Raw genomic sequence first — 16,776 nt, 5'->3', positions numbered from 1 at the left:
TTGGGCAAGCTATCAGTTTATCACCTTTTCCGTTAATTGTGAATACCACTACATCTCGTGGTTTCCTCGGAAAATACCAAAGAATCAGCTTTAATTAAGACTCCTCGTCCGTTAATGTTGGGGTTTGGGCTTGCTCATCGCTTTCCCGGGTTTGTTGGGCGCGCAAATCAGCCAGGGCGTCTTGCATTTCCTGCACCCAACCGGCGTGTTCGTTTTTGATGATCTTTTCGGTGTGACTCACCAATTTGTCAATATTGTCCTGGCTGGCCTGCTCTTCCGCCGACAGGGCCAACCACCAGGCCCGCACATTGGCCAGATTGGACGAACCTTGATTATATTTTACCAGCGTATTCTCCACCTGTTGGTACTCAAGATAAGTGGTAAAAGCCGCCACCAAAGCCGTGGTCAAGGCAATCCACAAATCCAGTCCAACGGCGGCCAGCAGCGTGCCTGCCCCGCCGGCAATGTAAATTAACCATTGGTAGCGCCGCAACTGTTTTTCCAGCTTAAGCGACCGGTCCCGGTAAAAATTGAGCTGGTTTTCCAAACGAAAAGCCAGATATTGATCGGGCGTCAACGCGCTCAAGCCGTCGTCGCCGGGGGATAAAATATAAGCGGGGGGAATAGGGCCTGTATATGGCCGGAGCGCCGATAGGTTGACCTCGGTTTGCATCAATTGGCGGCTGATGCTTTCCACTTTGCGAGCCAGCTTGGCCTCGGGCGAGGTGCGAATGGTTTGCGGCCGGCTATAGATTTCGGCCCGGGCGCGATAGCGAAATATCTCCCGCTTGATGGCTTCGGTGCTGCCGCGCAGCAGCACCCATTTGTTGCCCGCGTCAAAACGGTTAGCCGCCGCAATTAACGCCGACGTGGTAATTGGCACAAAAACAATAATGTAGTGCAAGGTCCGGTCCAACCAGGCCAGGCCAGGCCAAAAGCCCATCAATCTCAAGCTGGCCTGAACAACCACCAACAGCGTGCCTAACACGCCCAGCCGCAGAATCCAGATTTGCAGATTTTTAAAATTTTTCTGCTGGCGGATGGCGTTGGTATCATACCGGGCAAAACGCCGCCAGGCCAGTTCCAGGGTGGTATTTCCTTTGGATTGATCGTCAATCAAACGCCCCAGGAGCCGCTCAAACGCGGCTACGGTGCTTTCCACAGGCAGCAAGTGCAGGTTGCCGTCGGCAATAATCTCGGCCAGCACGGCGTCGGGAATAAAGTCGGGCCGCTCCTGCCATAAAGCCGCCAGTTCATCCGCCAGCCGGCCGCTGCCGGCCAGCACCACCACCGGCCACCCTTCCCGCGCGCTGCGCAATATCTCCTGCTTGGCAATACTGCCGCCATTGACCAGAACGGTTACAACCGGGCCATCCTGGGCCAACGCCGCGGCAACGTCGAACATGGTTTTGGTTTCACCACCCCACTCGTCGGTATCCACCAAAACAAAGTGGGAGTGATTGGCCTCCAGCGGCGTCCCCTCTTTGTCAAAACCGGGATAGGTCACCCGGCCGGCCGGAGCCACGCCCAGCAGCGGCGTCTGCCATTCCCGGTCGGCCACGCCCCGGCCCATCATTTCCATCACGCCCGATTGGGTGCCGCCGTCAATGATCAAGGCCTTTTTTTCTACCGCCACCCGGGCAATGCCCCGGCTGAAAAATTGGAACAGGCGGGGCTTCAGGCTGTCTTCCAGATTACCCGCCCCGCCGGAAAGCACAATAACAGCCTGGGGAGGGGCCAGGTTGAGGGCCTGCACAATATCGGCCGGTTGGGTTTTGGCCGGGGGCGAGACCAGCCGCGCCCGCCGGTTGTCGGGGAACAGAATTTCGGTTGGGGTTTGAGTTGTTTGTTGACCCACGCGCGACCTCCAATTTGGCTCAAGAGTAACAAAACACTTGTTCAATTATAAACCGGACTTCAGCAAAAGACAACTTTATGTTAAGGTCTGGATCAGACTTTTTACGGGCTATTTTCTAAAACGTGTAACAGGGCCAGGCCATACGCCTCGCTGGCGCCAAAGGCTTCAAACGCCGGCCGGTCGCCATGGAATTGAATCGTGCAGCAATAACCATCGGCAGTGCTGTTCAAGGTCAAACGCGGCTCCGGCTCGCCGATGAGGCGCTGCTCCAATAATTCCCGCAATTGGGCTTCGGTGGGCAGCCAGACCAGTTCGCCCACCATGATGTAATCCAAGGCCCACTCCACCGCGCCGTGGAACGTAACGGCCAATTGTCCCTTCAACGTTTCAACAAACACGGTCATATCGCTGATCACAAAGATCATCTCATCAAGGCCGCGGTCGGGGATGGCAAAAAAATCTTTTTTGGCCGGGGTCCAGGCCAGGCCGGCTGCTTTTAATTTTTGCGCCAGGGTTATAGAGAGCACTACAGGCTTACCTCATCCGGGGCAGCGGTGCGAACCGAATGGACAATCAGCATAAAAAAGATACCCACCGCCACCCATACATCGGCCATGATCACACCCATCACTGCCTGCGGGCCAATAGCGTCAAAAAGTTGGCCGATTAACCAGGGCAAAAACATGGCCCCGATGCTGGCGCCCACAAAAAACAAACTCATCACCTGGCCGCTAATGGGCATGCGGCGCTCGGCCAGGTTGAGGGTGGTGGGAAAGATTGAGGCCATGGAAAGCCCCAGCCCCAACGTCCCCAACCACACGGCCACAATGGAATCGGGCCAGAGCAAAATAATCCCGATGCTGGCCAGGCAGCCCAACAGGTCGCCCAACAGCATATACCGGGGCCTGAGCCGGATGGCCAAGGGAATGGCCGCCAGCCGGCCCAGAGTCAGCGCGCCCCAAAACGCCGAGGTTAAATAAGCGGCGTAGGTTTCGCCGGTCAGTTCCAGCGTTATCGTATAAGTAAAAATCCAGCCGCCAAAACCAACTTCGGCGCCCACGTAAAGAAAAAAGAAAAATACTATCAGGCCAACCAGCAGGCGGTTCACCGGGCCGGCCGGGCGGTCTTCGGCGGTAGCCTGGGCTATAGGGCTGGGCAGGCGCAGCAGCCACCCCGAAATGGGAAAAATCAACAAGGCCAGTATCCAATAGGCCCAGTTAATATCGCCGCTCAACCTGACCGCCTGGGCAATGATAACGGGCGCCAAAAACGCGCCCGCGCCAAAGAAAAAGTGCAGGCCGTTCATGAACGGCCCCACTTTGTCGCGATGCGTCCAGACCAGCAAGGTATTGCCCCCCACATCCACCGTGCCCTCGCCGATGCCCATGACCAATAAGACCATGAACAACAGCCACAACAAAGGGATAACCGGCGTTAGGGCCATGGTAACGGCCATTATCACCAAGGTAGCGGCCATCACCGGATGCCCGCGCAGGCGGTCGTACAAGCGCCCGCCCGCAAGCGCTCCAAGCAGATAGCCCAGGGAACGGGCCATAAAGAGGTAACTGATTTCGCGCAATTCGGTTTGGGTGTGTTCGGCCAGGCCGGGCAGGGTTGGCCCCAATACCGCAGCCACCATGCCCAGGGCGGTAAAGGCCATGTAATAACCGGCTGTTCTGGCGATTTTCCGTTCAGCGCCGGCGGAAACAGCGCCGGTGGAGAGGGTGGTTTCAGAAAAACTCATGAGCGTCCTTTCAAATAACAAACGGCACACAGTTAACGACTCATTAACAATTATTCATTCACAATTCACCATTCACAATTATGAACGTTTTTTACGATCATGGGCAAACCGGCCACCATAAATAGCACCTGGTGAGCCGCAGCGGCCAGATATTGGTTGGCCCGGCCCAACACATCCCGGTAGAGCCGGCCCAGCGGATATTCCGGCACCAGGCCCAGTCCCACTTCGTTGGAAACCACAATGAAGGGAACATTTAATCTGGCTTGCACAGCCACAATGGCCTCAAGTTGGGCCTGGACGGCTGTTTCAACATCGGCTTGTGGCGCAACCGGCATCGCCAGGATAATGTTGGATACCAGCAAGGTCAGGCAATCGAGCAGAAAAACGTCCGGGCGATGGTCAATGGCAGCCAGGGCAGACTCTACGTTGCGGGATACTTCCAGGGTTTGCCACGCGGCGGGTCGAGCCTGGCGATGCGCAGCGATACGCCGGGCCATTTCCTCGTCGCCGGCTTCGGCGGTGGCAATATAAAGCACGCGCCGGCCCCGTTCAGTGGCCAGTTTTTCGGCGTAGGCGCTTTTGCCGCTCCGCGCGCCGCCCAAAATCAAAATGAGGGGTGCTGCCAAAACAATTATTCTCCCATTACAGAGATAAGAGTGTGTTTCTTAAATGTCATTTCGAGGCCGTCAGGCCGAGAAATCTCCTTATAACATCCGTCTGAAGGAGATTTCTCGTCGCTACGCTCCTCGAAATGACATGCCGATGTATTTAAGAAACACGTTCTAAGGGCTTGAGTATGTTCAGTGATTATAACCACAGTTAGGGTTGGACACAACTGCTCTGGCCAAAGTCAGGCCTCGCGCAAAAATTTCCCCATAATCCCCAGGGCTACAAACACACAGCCGGCCGCAATCCCACTGACGGCCGCCAAACCAAATTGCTGCCACAGGGTGGCGGTCAGCGGTGGGCCTATGGCCAGTCCCATGGCCGATCCCAACGCCATCAGCGAGAGCACCGTGCCGCGCGCTTCCGGGGCTTGCTCGGAATAGAGGGGGATGAGCGAAACAATGGTGAATTCCAGCAGCAGCCCCAGGCTGACCAGCCCGCCAATCGCCCAGGCAAACCGGCCCTGGCTTAGGGGCAGCAGCAGGAAAATAATGGTCGCCAGAAAAAGCCCCAACCCTGCGCCGCGTTTTTTACCCAGACGGTCAATGAAGAGGCTGGATGAAACCGAGCCGCCCAACTCGGTGATGCCAACGGCGGTAGCCACCAGGCCCAGGGCGGCGGCATCCAGGCCAAAATCGCCGGTCAACCAGATGCCCCACAGGGAAAAAAATGACGACAACGCCACAAAGATCAGCCAGGATACGACCATAGCCGCCAGGACATTGGGGCGAAAACAAACCGTCCGCACTTGAATCCAGGATAGACCGGCTCGGGTGTGATGTTCAACGCGGGGCAGGCCCCACCAGGTGAGGATAGCCCCCAAAAAAGCAAAGGGGGCCAACGCCAAAAAAGGCGTGCGCCAGCCAAAACGGGCCATCAACCAGCCCACCACCGGCAAAATAAGAATGGCCACCAGCGCCCAAGAAAACTCTATGGCGGCCAGGGCGCGCCCGCGTTTTTGGTAGGCTACTTGATCGCTAATGTAAGCCTGCTGCACCGGGATGAAGATAGCCAAACCCAGGCCAAGAACAAGCATAGGCAGCCCGGCCCAAACTTGCCGGGAGGCAGCCAAACCCAGGGCGCCCACCCCCTGGCAGAAAAGGCCCAGGGCCATAATTTTGCGCCGACCGTAACGGTCCGACAACATGCCAAAAATTGGGCCAACCATTCCCACCATCGCCTGGATGAAGATGAGCCAACTAAAAACAATAATGGTCAGGCCCAACCCTGCCGAAATTTGCGGGATGAAGGGCAAAACCATCCGCGCGCCGGTATCGCGAATAAGCCGCATTCCAAATATAAGGCCAATTACCCGCAGGCTGACGCCAAACAACGCATTGAGGCTATCTCTGAACGACATAGCCTGGGAGTATAAACTTGTTGGGCCAAACGCGCTATTCTTGACAGCAAGGATGGTGGGTATGTTGGGCGCACAGGCGGGCTACGGGAGGAAGAGAAATATTGATCTCTTTGAGCGCAGCCGCCAATTCGCCCAGGGGAAAGCCCATTACGCTGGCAAAACAACCCTCCAGGCGGGCAACAGGGGCAAAGGATTTGTTTTGAATACCGTAAGCTCCGGCCTTGTCCAACGGGTCGCCGCTGGCCACGTAGGCTGCAATTTCCGCGTTGGTGTAGGGCCGCATCCAGACTTTGCTTTGATGCAGGCGAGTGATTGATTTGGAAATGTGCGCCTGACCTGTTTCCCAACCGGCGGCAATGACGGTCAGGCCGCTGTAGACATAGTGGGGTTGCTGCCGCAATTGTTTGAGCATTTGCCCGGCTTCGGCGGGACCAGAGGGTTTACCCAAAATTTGGCCTGCCAAAACCACAACGGTATCGGCAGCAACAACAATAGCCAAGCCCTTTGCGGTCAAAGGGTCAGGCCCAAACAAGGGAAGCATGTCTACCACTGCCCTGGCCTTAATCCGGCTGAGACGCTGCACCAGGGCCGGCGGGGTTTCGCCGGGCAGGGGGGTTTCGTCAACGGCCTGGCTGCCCGCCGCGGGAGGGGTCAAAACGGTAAAGGGCAGCCCCAACAGTTCCATAAACTCCCGGCGACGGGGAGAGCCGGAAGCAAGCACAAAAAAAGGGGGGGCCGGAGGAGGCGGGGATTGCGGGGGCATTTGGCTCAATTTCTGAGCGGCAGGAGTACGTAAAAAGTGCTGCCCAGATTTTTTTCTACATCGCGGCCCGCGCTCTCAACCCATATTCGGCCTCCGTGGCCTTTGACAATCCCGCAGGCAATAGGCAGGCCCAGCCCCATTCCGCCGCCGCCAAAGGCGGTTTTACTGCTGGTGTGGTAATCTGTATTGCCAACAATGTAGAAGTGTTCAAAAATTTCTTTTTGTTCAGAGGGGTCAATGCCAATGCCGCTATCTTTAATGGAAATAATAATCCATTTGCCCTCTTTGGGGGTTTTAAATGGCAGGGGCGCGGCGGGAGCGGCGGCAAACTCGGAAGAAAGGGAATCGGTTATCCGGCCTTTGATCACAATTGAGCCGCCGTCGGGCGTAAATTTTATGGCGTTGCTGAGCAAATTCCAAAATGCCTGTTGGAGCCGTTCCGCATCACCTTTAACCGAGGGCAGGGTGTCTAAATTTTCAAGCGTGATATTCAAATCGCGGCCATGTTCGGCGGGGGCCAACTCTTGCAGGGCGGCATTGATTATTTTGGCCAGGTTGATGGGCCGGGTATCCAGGCGCATTTCATCGGATTCAATGAGAGAAATATTGAGAATATCGTTGACGGCCTCGTTCAAACGCTGCACGGCCTGGCTAATTCGGTCGGTCAGTTCGCCAATGGTGCCCTGGGTCAGGTCTTCCCGGCCAGATTCTTGAACGGTGGTATGCAATAAACGGGCGTAACCATAAACCAGGGTGATGGGTGTTCTGAATTCGTGGGCGGTGAGGGTAATGAAGTCGGATTTCAGTTTATCGGTTTTTTGCAGCCGCCGGTTGGCTTCTTCCAGTTCTACAATTTTGGCTTCCAAACGCTCCACCAATTTTTGGCTGTATTGCCCCAGGTAATACTCTCGTTGGGTGGCCGAAATGGTGTCCCGGTAACCGTCCAGGTAAGTAATCACCTGCTCGGGAAATTGGTCAACGTCAATGGGTTTGGGAATGTAACCATCGCAGCCCGCGGCCAGGGCCAACTCTCGCTCGCCGGTGGTGGTGCGGGCCGTTACGGCCACAATGGGAATTTTTTCCAGCAGCGGCAGGCTTCGCATGCGGGTGGTGGTTTCATGGCCGTCGAGGCCCGGCATATTGATGTCCATAAGGATCAAATCGGGCGTTTCGTTGCGGGCAATGGTAATGCCTTCAAGGCCGGTTTGCGCTTCCAGCACCTTAAAGTTGTAACTGGTCAACAACCGGCTGATAAGAGACCGATTAATCGGGTCGTCATCAATATATAATATTTTTTTCTGGCCTGACCCATCAGCACGTTTTTGTTTTGCCAATGCGGTATCTCCAAATAGCAAACGGTAGCCAGGGAATAGCCCCATTTACCTGTCTACCGCCTATTTTTTGCCACCCCAAACTAATGCGCTTTATTATTCTAGCACATCACTGATACTTTCAAAAAGTTCCTCTTCCATAAACATCCCCTTTTGCAACAGCGATTCAACTCGCCCCGACAGGCGTTCGTAATCTTCTCTGGTCAAATCTTTGGCCGTAATCACAATCACGGGGATGTTGCGCAAATCTCTATCAGCCTTGATGGTATCCAGCACCGAAAACCCATCCAGTTCGGGCATCATTAAATCTAATAATACCAGATCAGGCCGTTCTGCACGAATCAGCGAGATGCCGCTGACGCCGTCGGGGGCTTCAAAAATTCTATATTGCCGCTTATTGTGCTGCAAAATGCGGCGCAGCAAAATGCGGGCGTCGGGTTCGTCTTCAATAATGGCCACGCTCTGCACGCGGTCGTCCAGGCGTTCCAGGGCCGTTAACAGGCCCTCCTGGCGCAGATGAATGGTATCCGGTTGTTCTCCTTCCACTACCTCTTTTTCCAGTTCCTGAACCCGGGTGTGGCTTTTGACAATTTCGTTTTCCAGAATTTGTTTTTCCACCGGGAAGGTGTGACCGGAGGCGTTAACCACCACCACCTCGTTGGGCTGGATGAGGCCATTTTGGATCATTTGCACCAGCCCGGCGCAGGCCACCGCCGCCGCCGGTTCCATAGATAAGCCTTCTAATTGGGCCATCACCCGCATGGCTCTGAAAGAAGCTTGGTCGTCTACTTTAACAAAAGCCCCGCCATGCGTAAGCACAAGACGGCGCAAGTAAGGATAGGCCGGGCCGGGATTGCCGGTGGCCAGAACATTGATAATGCTGGACGGATTATCAACAATTTCGCAAATTTCCAGCCCTTTGTGAAAACTGTTGACCATGGGGGAGCAGCCGGCGGTTTGGATAACGGCCAATTTAGGTATTTTTTTAACCAGGCCCATCTCGTATAATTGGTGAAACCCGCGCCAAACGCCAATCGGCCCCATTCCGCCGCTAACGGCCTGGATATACCAATCCGGCGCGGTCCAGCCCATGTTCAGCTTACGCCCCAACTGCTCGGCAATTTCAAAGGCAATGGTTTTCATGGCTTCTCTGGCGGCCACGCCCCGGATGCCCTTATCCAGAAACAGGTTTCGATGTTGGGCGAATTGGGCGGCCACCTGCTTGGTGCGATCATAGCTGCTGGATACTTTGATCACTTCGGTGCCATAGAGCGTAACCTCACGCATTTTTTCGTGAGGCACATCGCTATCCAAAAAGGCCCATAACTTTACCCCGGCGCGGGCGCAATAGGCTGAATAAGAAATAGCCACATTGCCGGTAGAGGCCACCACCATCTCCTTTAAATCATTTTCCTTGAGCACAGAAAGGGCCAGAGAGGCCTGCCGGTCTTTAAAAGAGGCGGTGGGGCCTTGCCTTTCGTCTTTGATAAAAAGATTGCCATGCCGCAACATAGAACCCAGATTTTCGGCGTGCAGCAGCGGGGTCCAACCTTCGCCCATAGAAACAATATTGCTTTCATTGAGCAGGGGCAACAGCTCCCAATACCGCCACATGGTCCGGTCCCGGAGCGGCAACTCCCGCTGCCAGGTAGCAACGGTTTCATTTAAATCATAAATAAAATCAAGCCAATCCCCTCCGCACTCTGGACAGGCTTCCGCCAACGTTTTATAGACCTGGCTGTGGCCACATTTAGGACATTGATAAGAAAATCGTTTAGACACGGGCTTACTCGCTTAACAATAAGATTGTTACTTACAGGGCCAACTCTTTGTGTTGATGAATCTGCTTAAGGGCCTGCCCCACATCTTCCAGGAGTTCGGTTTCGCTAAACAGGCCCTTTTGCAATAACACCTCTACCTGTCCCATTAAAAATTGGTGCTCTTTGGCGGTCAGCTCTTTGGCGCTGACAATAATAATGGGAATGGCGCGGGTTTTTTCATTATTCTTCAGTTTTTCAACCACCGTAAAGCCATCCATTTCCGGCATGGTCAAATCAAGAATGATCAGGTCCGGGTTCTGGCTTTCCACCAATTCTAAACCTTCTTTCCCATCGCTGGCCGCCAAAATGCTGTAATTGGGCTGCGCCTCCAGGATCCGGCGGATCAGGAGAACATCGTCGGCTTCGTCGTCAATGACCAGTACTTTGATTTGGTCTTTGCCTTGTTGGTCCACGTATTTGAGCGCGCTGACCAGATCGTCTTCAACAATGGGTTTGGTCAGGTAATCGGCGGCGCCTAAAGAAAAGCCCCGGTTTTTATCGCTGACAATGCTACAGATAACCACCGGAATGTTTTTGGTAAAGGCGTTCTCTTTTAATTCTCTAAGCACGCCCCACCCATCTTTTTCAGGCATGAGCACATCCAGCAGAATGGCTAAGGGGTTATGTTCTTTGATTTCAGGGATAACATCTTTGCTGCTCTGGATGCCAATTACTTCATAACCCTGCTTTTCCAAAAAACGCCGGTACAGGCCGATGACATTAGGATCATCGTCAATGGCCACAATCACTTTGCCTGCACCATCCTGGTCATCGTGCGCTGCCGGATTCTCCGGGATTTTTTCTTCCGCCTGCTCCTCGGTTGGGGACAGGGGGATAGAGAAGCTAAACGTTGAACCATAGCCCAAGGTACTCTCCACCCAAATATGTCCTTTATGCATTTCCACAAAGTGGCGGCTGATGGGTAAGCCCAGCCCGGTGCCGCCCACCTTGCGCGTGGTGCTGGCGTCAACCTGGGTAAATTCTTCAAAGACGGTTTCCAATTTTTCTTGCGGAATGCCAATGCCGGTATCAGACACCGTCACCGTTAATTTTTCATTGTCGGTGAAAGCGCGCAACGTTATCTCTCCTTCATCGGTGAATTTGCAGGCATTAGATACCAGGTTGAGGATAATCTGGCGCAGCCGGGTGGGATCGGCCCAAACCGGGGCCAAATTATCCGGCACTTCTTGCAGCAATTCTACCGGCTTATCTTTGACCAGGGCTTTGGCGGTTGACATCACGCCCTTGATGATGGGTTCAACCTCCACTTCCTCAAAATTGAGTTCCATTTTACCGGCCTCAATTTTAGACACATCCAGCACGTTGTTGATCAAACTCAAAAGGTGCTGCCCACTGTTATGGATGGAGGTCAGGTCGGCTTTTTGCAAATCGGTCAGGGGGCCGTCTATGCCCTTGAGAATAACGCGCGAAAAACCGATAATGGAGTTGAGCGGGGTGCGCAGTTCGTGGCTCATATTGGCCAGAAATTGGGTCTTGAGTTTATCAATTTCTTTGAGGCGTTCCGCTGTTTCTTGCTGTTCGCGGAAGGCGCGGGCGTTTTGGGTGGCAATAGCCAACTGCGCGCCCAGAATTTCCATAGTGGCAATGTCTTCCTGGTTGAAGGCGGCCGGTGAGGTGCTATGCACGTCCAAAACGCCCACCAGGGTATCGCCAACTTGCAGCGGAACGGCCAATTCGGCCTGGGTATCCGGCAGAAATTGTTTGTGTTGTTCCGGCACGTCAAGATTAGCGGCGTCTGGTTGCATGTTTGTCCCCAAATGGCGAACCACCAGGGGCCGGCGCTGGAAGGCAGCCTGGCCAATAATGTTGGGGCTTCTGACGGCAACCTTGTGATTCAAGGCCAACAATTTCTGACCGATAGCCCCCGTGCTTTTATGCAGCACCGCAAATCGTCCGGATTCGTCAATCAAAAAAACCTGGGCGTGGTAAAAGCCAAAGCGGTCTCTAATAAGCTCTACGGCCTCGCCCAACATTACCTCCTGATCCAGAATGGAGGTAGCCACCCGGCCCACATCGGCGCTGGTTTGCAATTGCACGGCGCCGCGGCGCGTTCTTTCCAGCAGGCGGCGGTTTTGCAGCATAATGGATAACTGGTCGGCCATGGCCCGGGCCAGGTTGATTTCCGACTCGGTGAAAACATGTTTTTGGCCCACCGCGTCGGCGCCCATGGCCCCAACCACCTCGTCTTCAAGCAAAATAGGCACCAGCAAGAGGGAGGCAATACCGCGCTCCAGGTTGATGTCTCTCACCGTAGCCACCAGGGGGTCGGCAACTACATCTTCAATGGCCAGCGGTTGTTTGGTTTCAATGAGTCTTTCGTAAGAGGGATTGCCCACAATGGGAAAACGCAGTCCCGGCTCAGCCGGTTTGCCGTCTTCAAAGAGGGCGAAGAGTTTGCCAAACTTCCTATCTTCTTCAAAAAAGAGAATCCCACCCTGTTTTAAGCCCAGTGTTGAGAGCAATTCGTCCAGCACGGTGTGATACATTTCCTGCTCGTTTTCAGCCGTCACCAAAGCGCGGCCCACCTTGTAGAGCGCCTCTGCCTCTTCGCGGGCGGCCTGGGTTTGTTCAAATAAACGAGCCGCTTCAATGGCTTGCGTGGCCTGGTTGGCCACGGCTTCGATGATGCGCAGGGTGTCTTCGGCCAATAGTTTGTCTTTATCGGGCACTTCAAAATCAAGGGCACCAATCACCACTTCATTTTGCAAACTCAAAGGCGCAATCAGCGTGGCGGCCTGGGTTGAGTCTTGCGTTCCGTTATCCTTGTTTGAACCAGATGCCTTTGGCCGGGTTTGGGTGGCCGCAAGCGGGGGAGAGATGATCATAGGCTGTTTGGTTTCAATGGCCTGGTCTATTTCGGGCCACCAGGTATCTGCCGGGGTTTCGACAAAGCCGTCTTTGGTCAGACGGTAGCCGGTGGTGGCCTTTTGCTCTTTTAAGAAAGCGCCCCACTGCTCGCGCAAATAGTATTCGTGCAGTTTGCGCACATCGCCCAAAGCTTTTTGCGATTCCTGGAAGGAACGGGCGGCCTCGATGGCGTTGGCCAATTGATTGGCCATGGATTGCAAAATGGTGATATCACCCTCGGTAAAAGCGCCGCGTTTGGTGCTCTGCACGTCAAGGGCGCCAATCACCTGGCCGCGGGCAATAAGAGGCAGGGCCATTTCGGAGTGGGTGTCGGGCAGGAGGGGATTATTGAACCAAACCGCGTCCTCGCCCACGTCCAGGGCAATGCGCGATTTGCCGGTGCCGGTGGCTGTGCCCACAATGCTCTTGCCGCCTACTTCTAGCTTGTGATGCATGGCCAGCATTTTGCGGCCCACTTCGCCGGTGGAAGCTTCAACCACCGCATAATTCCGGTATTCGTCAATCAAAAAGATAGAAACGTGATAGTAGCCAAAACGGTCGCGGATAAGGTCAACCGTTTGGGTCAGCAGGGTGTCCAAATCCAAAAAACTGGTGGCGGCCTGCGAGACCTCGGCTGCCGTTTGCAGAAGCGTAGCCCGATGTTGGGCCTCGTCCAGGAGGCGATGATTCTCCAGGGCCACCGACGTTTGCCGGGCGATGTCTTCGTAAAGGCGCACGGCATCGGCGGAAAAAGTGGTCTTTTTATAGTTTCCAATCAGGAAAAAGCCGTTGACTTCGCGGTTGAGCCAGATAGGGACCGCCACCAGGCTATTAATTTGCATCAACATCAACAATTGTCGTAAGGATTCGGTAAAACGGTCGTCTTCAAAAATTTTGTCTGAGATAACCGTTTGGCCTGTTCTGAGCAGCGGCTCCAGGCCCAACTCGTCGGTGGAAAAACGCGCGCCCGGGGCAATGGCGGGCCAGCCCTCCACTCCGTCGGGCAACGACGGATTATCCCAGATAGCCACCATTTCCAATTCTACACTGCCTTCAATTTCATCGTACATAAAGATGGCGGCGCCCCGTTCGGGTTCGGTGGCGGCAATGGCCTCGAGGCTGAGGGTGTAGATGGCCTGGGCCTGGTCGGCCACCAATAATTCCTGGCTCAACAGGGACAATATTTCTGAATGATAAAGGTTTTGCTGCGTTTCTTCAACCAATTGCAGATTTTGAATAACCACCGCCACCTGGCCGGCCAGGGTAGTGGCCCGGTTGATCAGTTGCGGCTTAAATTCAAACGCCTCTAAACGGCTGCCGATGAAGAGAACGCCCAGCCAGTTTCGGCCCACCGCCAGCGGCACGGCCAAAATGGACCGAACCCGGCCAAAATAGGTATTGATATTGGCCTGGGTATTTTCGTCCAGCTTGTCAAAATAAATGACATGGTGGGTGTTGGCGCTGGTTTGGGTGATGAATGAATAGTTTTCGGGGATGAGGGGAATAGTAAAAGTGGCAGCCCACTCATCTATGGGCGTGGTTTTATCCCACTCGGCCAAAATATCCAGCCTTTCGGGGACCCCGTTATCCGCCAGCGCCGAAATCATGGTCAGGGCGATGTAGTCTATATCCACTTCCGTCTGGGTTTCTGCGGGCGCCAGGCTTTTAACCAGGATGTCCAACAACTCCTGGGGGTGTTGCGCCTTGTTAAATTCTCCGGCAGCCCGGTACAGAACTTCGGTTTCTCGTAAAGCGGTAGAGGTTTGTTGTAGCAGCCAGACATTTTCCAGGGCGGAGGCCGTTTGGATGGCCAAGGATTCCATCAACGAAATCTGATCCGGGGTAAAGCCCTCCTCTTGCGTAATAAAAAAGGTTAATGTTCCCTGCAAGTTGCTGCGCTGGGAGTAAAAAGGCGCACAGGCCATCGCCCGCATGCCCGGCGGGGCCGGCACACCCGGAATATCCCAGTCTACCTGACTACTATCCCTGACAACGGTTTGGCGGGTATTCAGCGCCCTGGCCTCAAGGCCATTAGAGAAAATCAAACGCATTAAATTATGGGCCGCGGCGGGTGATAAATTCTGACGTTCCGGGATGGTTGAGGCCATAGATAGAAACGCTTCGCCATCGGTCACATAAACTTCGCCGTGAGCAGCGCCTATTGGGGCGGTGCAGGTTAAAACAGTTTTCTTAACCTCGTCAATGGTCGCGGCCTGGCTTAGGGTTTGACCAATGGTGTAAAGCAGGGCGGCCTGGTCACGTTCGCGGCGGATGGCTTCAAAGAGGCGATGATTTTCAATGGCAATAATGGTCTGGTCGGCCAGGGTTTGGTACACCCGGACCTCCTGCTCGGTGTAGTGATGGGGGGTTCTGGTGGAAATGGAAAGCACGCCCTTATATTCCGTGCCTAAAAACATAGGCGTTGAAAAAAGGGTAATGGCGCCCAAACCCTCATACATGAAGATACGGAAAGCGTCGTCCATCCGTTCGTCCTGGCCGTCGGGGTTTCTGAGGTCTTCAGAAATTAAGGGATGGAAGGGGGGTTTGGCCGAGGCATCTACCAGGGAGAACATCGTGGCCGAAATTTTAGAACCAACCGGCAAAATTCTATCGGATTCTCGATCCCAACTGGCCACAATGGTTACGCTTTCAACAGCGTCGGCGGGCGACACATCCAACAGCGAAATGCTCACCCGGTCAATGCCATAAGTTTTTATGGTTTCGATGACCACATTAAAGGTATCTTCCAGCGAGGTGCTTTCTACCAACGCCCGGCTGACCATATAAAGCTTCTGAGTTTCGGCCAGGGCCGCTTCGGTTTGCTGGAAGAGTTGCGCATTTTCTATGGCCACCGTAACCTGAGAGATGATGGCCTGGGCCAATTGTAATTCGTTTTGGGTGTAATTGCGATGCTGGCGGCAATGGCAAACCTGCAAAACGCCAATTAATTTATTCCGCACCACCAGGGGAAAGAGCGCTCGCGTTTGGATCTCTTTATCGGCTTGCGTTTCCAGTTGGCGGCGCAACTTTCGGTTCAGGTGAGGGTCGTTCAGGTGTTCGATGATATATTCAGGGTGTTCCAGGATGCGTCGTAACGAGGCCGAATCTTTTATGATTTCAAACCGCGGCCTGGCCGCCTCAAGCACAATTTCGTCGGCCAAGTTGCGGCTCTGTTGCACCGCCGTTTCAAATCGGGTTCTGGCGGCATTGAGCAATGACACCCTGGTCATGTCGGCGTTCAGGTAATTGATAATCTGGGCGGTCAGAATCTGGTAGATGCGCTGCAAATCAACGGTTTCGGAAAGCTGGCGGCTGGCTTCAAACAGAATGGATAATTCTTGGGAGCGTTTTTGGGTTTGCTGCAATAAACGCGAGCTTTCAATAGCCAGGGCTATTTGAGACGTGGCCTCTTCAAGCAGCCTGATATCGTCTTCGGCCCAATTCTTGCCGTCGGCCGCATCTTCAATGCCAATAACGCCAATAGTTTCGCCGTAAAGCCTGATAGGGGCAATCAATTCCTTATGTTCGTTATCTTGCAAGGTATCAACCATTTCTTGTTTTTTGGCAATGGCCAATTGAGCCGCCGGGGAGATGTCGGCTGTTTTGGTAATGGCCTGGCCGTCGTACTGATACCCTATTAACGATTTTGTTTCCTCCAGGGCGGCATGTTTAATTAAATCTTCCTGGCGTTGCAGGTTGTAAAGAATTTCTATTTCTTGCAGGTCGTTCTGCAATTGTTGCACGGTTTGGGTGGTTTGAATGGTTGCGGCAAACAGGCTGGCCAGGCTGGTTAAAAAGCTAACATCGGCCTCGTCAAAGTCGTCCGGCTTGTCGCTTTGTAAATTCAAAACACCCAGCAAGGTAGGGCCGTATTGCAGCGGCACAGCCAGGGCTGAACGGATGGAGGTGTCTGTTCCGTTCTGTTCAAAGGACGAGGTTGATCCCCGGCAAATATCAGGTATGTTTACCGACTCGCGCTGCCGCGCGGCCTGGCTAATGGGATTTTCTTCGGCAACCGAGAAAATATCTTTGTTGGGGGTAACGGGTTTGGCCCCAGGGCCAACTTCTAAATACAACCACAACTCGCTGCCGGTTGGCGAGAGACGGTAAATCTGCGCCGCAGGATAAGCCAGGTTGGTCAAAAGATGATGCAGCGCGGACTGCAAGGCGCTGCCCGCTTGCTCATTTGAGCCAAGAATCTGGTTGATGTCGGCGATGATTTGCAGCCGGCGGGCATATTTTTGGGCGAGCGGTTTGTAGCGCACGCTCTTGCGCGCGCCCCCGCGCACGCTTTTGTGCGCGTCCCCGCCTTTGTTTTTGGTTGGTGGCGTTTTTGACTTGCGCATACTGTTTCCTCTCTAATCTC

9 protein-coding genes are annotated in these 16,776 nt (G+C 54.2%); all 9 read right to left on the bottom strand.

What is annotated here, in order from left to right; translation table 11 throughout:
• Positions 1-94: 94 nt before the first annotated feature.
• Positions 95-1,858, bottom strand: a complete 1,764-nt coding sequence (locus JW953_02635) for a DUF4231 domain-containing protein (GenBank protein ID MBN1991572.1) — start codon at positions 1,856-1,858, stop codon at positions 95-97.
• A gap of 101 nt (positions 1,859-1,959) precedes the next feature.
• On the bottom strand, positions 1,960-2,385 hold the full coding sequence (locus JW953_02630; GenBank protein MBN1991571.1) for a pilus assembly protein CpaE: 426 nt from the start codon (positions 2,383-2,385) through the stop codon (positions 1,960-1,962).
• Positions 2,385-3,602, bottom strand: a complete 1,218-nt coding sequence (locus JW953_02625) for an MFS transporter (GenBank protein MBN1991570.1) — start codon at positions 3,600-3,602, stop codon at positions 2,385-2,387. The genes JW953_02630 and JW953_02625 overlap by 1 nt, the downstream gene beginning before the upstream one ends.
• A 65-nt stretch (positions 3,603-3,667) precedes the next feature.
• Positions 3,668-4,228 carry a bifunctional adenosylcobinamide kinase/adenosylcobinamide-phosphate guanylyltransferase gene (gene cobU / locus JW953_02620; GenBank protein ID MBN1991569.1) on the bottom strand — a complete coding sequence of 187 codons (561 nt, stop codon included), beginning with the start codon at positions 4,226-4,228 and terminating at the stop codon, positions 3,668-3,670.
• A 224-nt stretch (positions 4,229-4,452) separates the two neighbouring features.
• Positions 4,453-5,628, bottom strand: coding sequence for an MFS transporter (locus tag JW953_02615; protein MBN1991568.1), 1,176 nt, complete (start codon positions 5,626-5,628; stop codon positions 4,453-4,455).
• A 34-nt stretch (positions 5,629-5,662) separates the two neighbouring features.
• On the bottom strand, positions 5,663-6,391 hold the full coding sequence (maf, locus tag JW953_02610; GenBank protein MBN1991567.1) for a septum formation protein Maf: 729 nt from the start codon (positions 6,389-6,391) through the stop codon (positions 5,663-5,665).
• A 5-nt stretch (positions 6,392-6,396) separates the two neighbouring features.
• Complete coding sequence (locus JW953_02605) at positions 6,397-7,725, bottom strand: hybrid sensor histidine kinase/response regulator (GenBank protein MBN1991566.1); 1,329 nt, start codon at positions 7,723-7,725, stop codon at positions 6,397-6,399.
• A gap of 93 nt (positions 7,726-7,818) precedes the next feature.
• Positions 7,819-9,504, bottom strand: a complete 1,686-nt coding sequence (locus tag JW953_02600) for a pyridoxal-phosphate dependent enzyme (GenBank protein ID MBN1991565.1) — start codon at positions 9,502-9,504, stop codon at positions 7,819-7,821.
• Between the two features lie 31 nt (positions 9,505-9,535).
• Positions 9,536-16,756: a GAF domain-containing protein gene (locus tag JW953_02595; protein ID MBN1991564.1), complete on the bottom strand. Its 7,221-nt coding sequence runs from the start codon at positions 16,754-16,756 to the stop codon at positions 9,536-9,538.
• Positions 16,757-16,776 lie beyond the last annotated feature (20 nt).

Source organism: Anaerolineae bacterium (genome assembly GCA_016931895.1).
Classification (GTDB): Bacteria; Chloroflexota; Anaerolineae; order 4572-78; family J111; genus JAFGNV01.
This window is presented reverse-complemented; position numbering and strand designations above follow the sequence as displayed.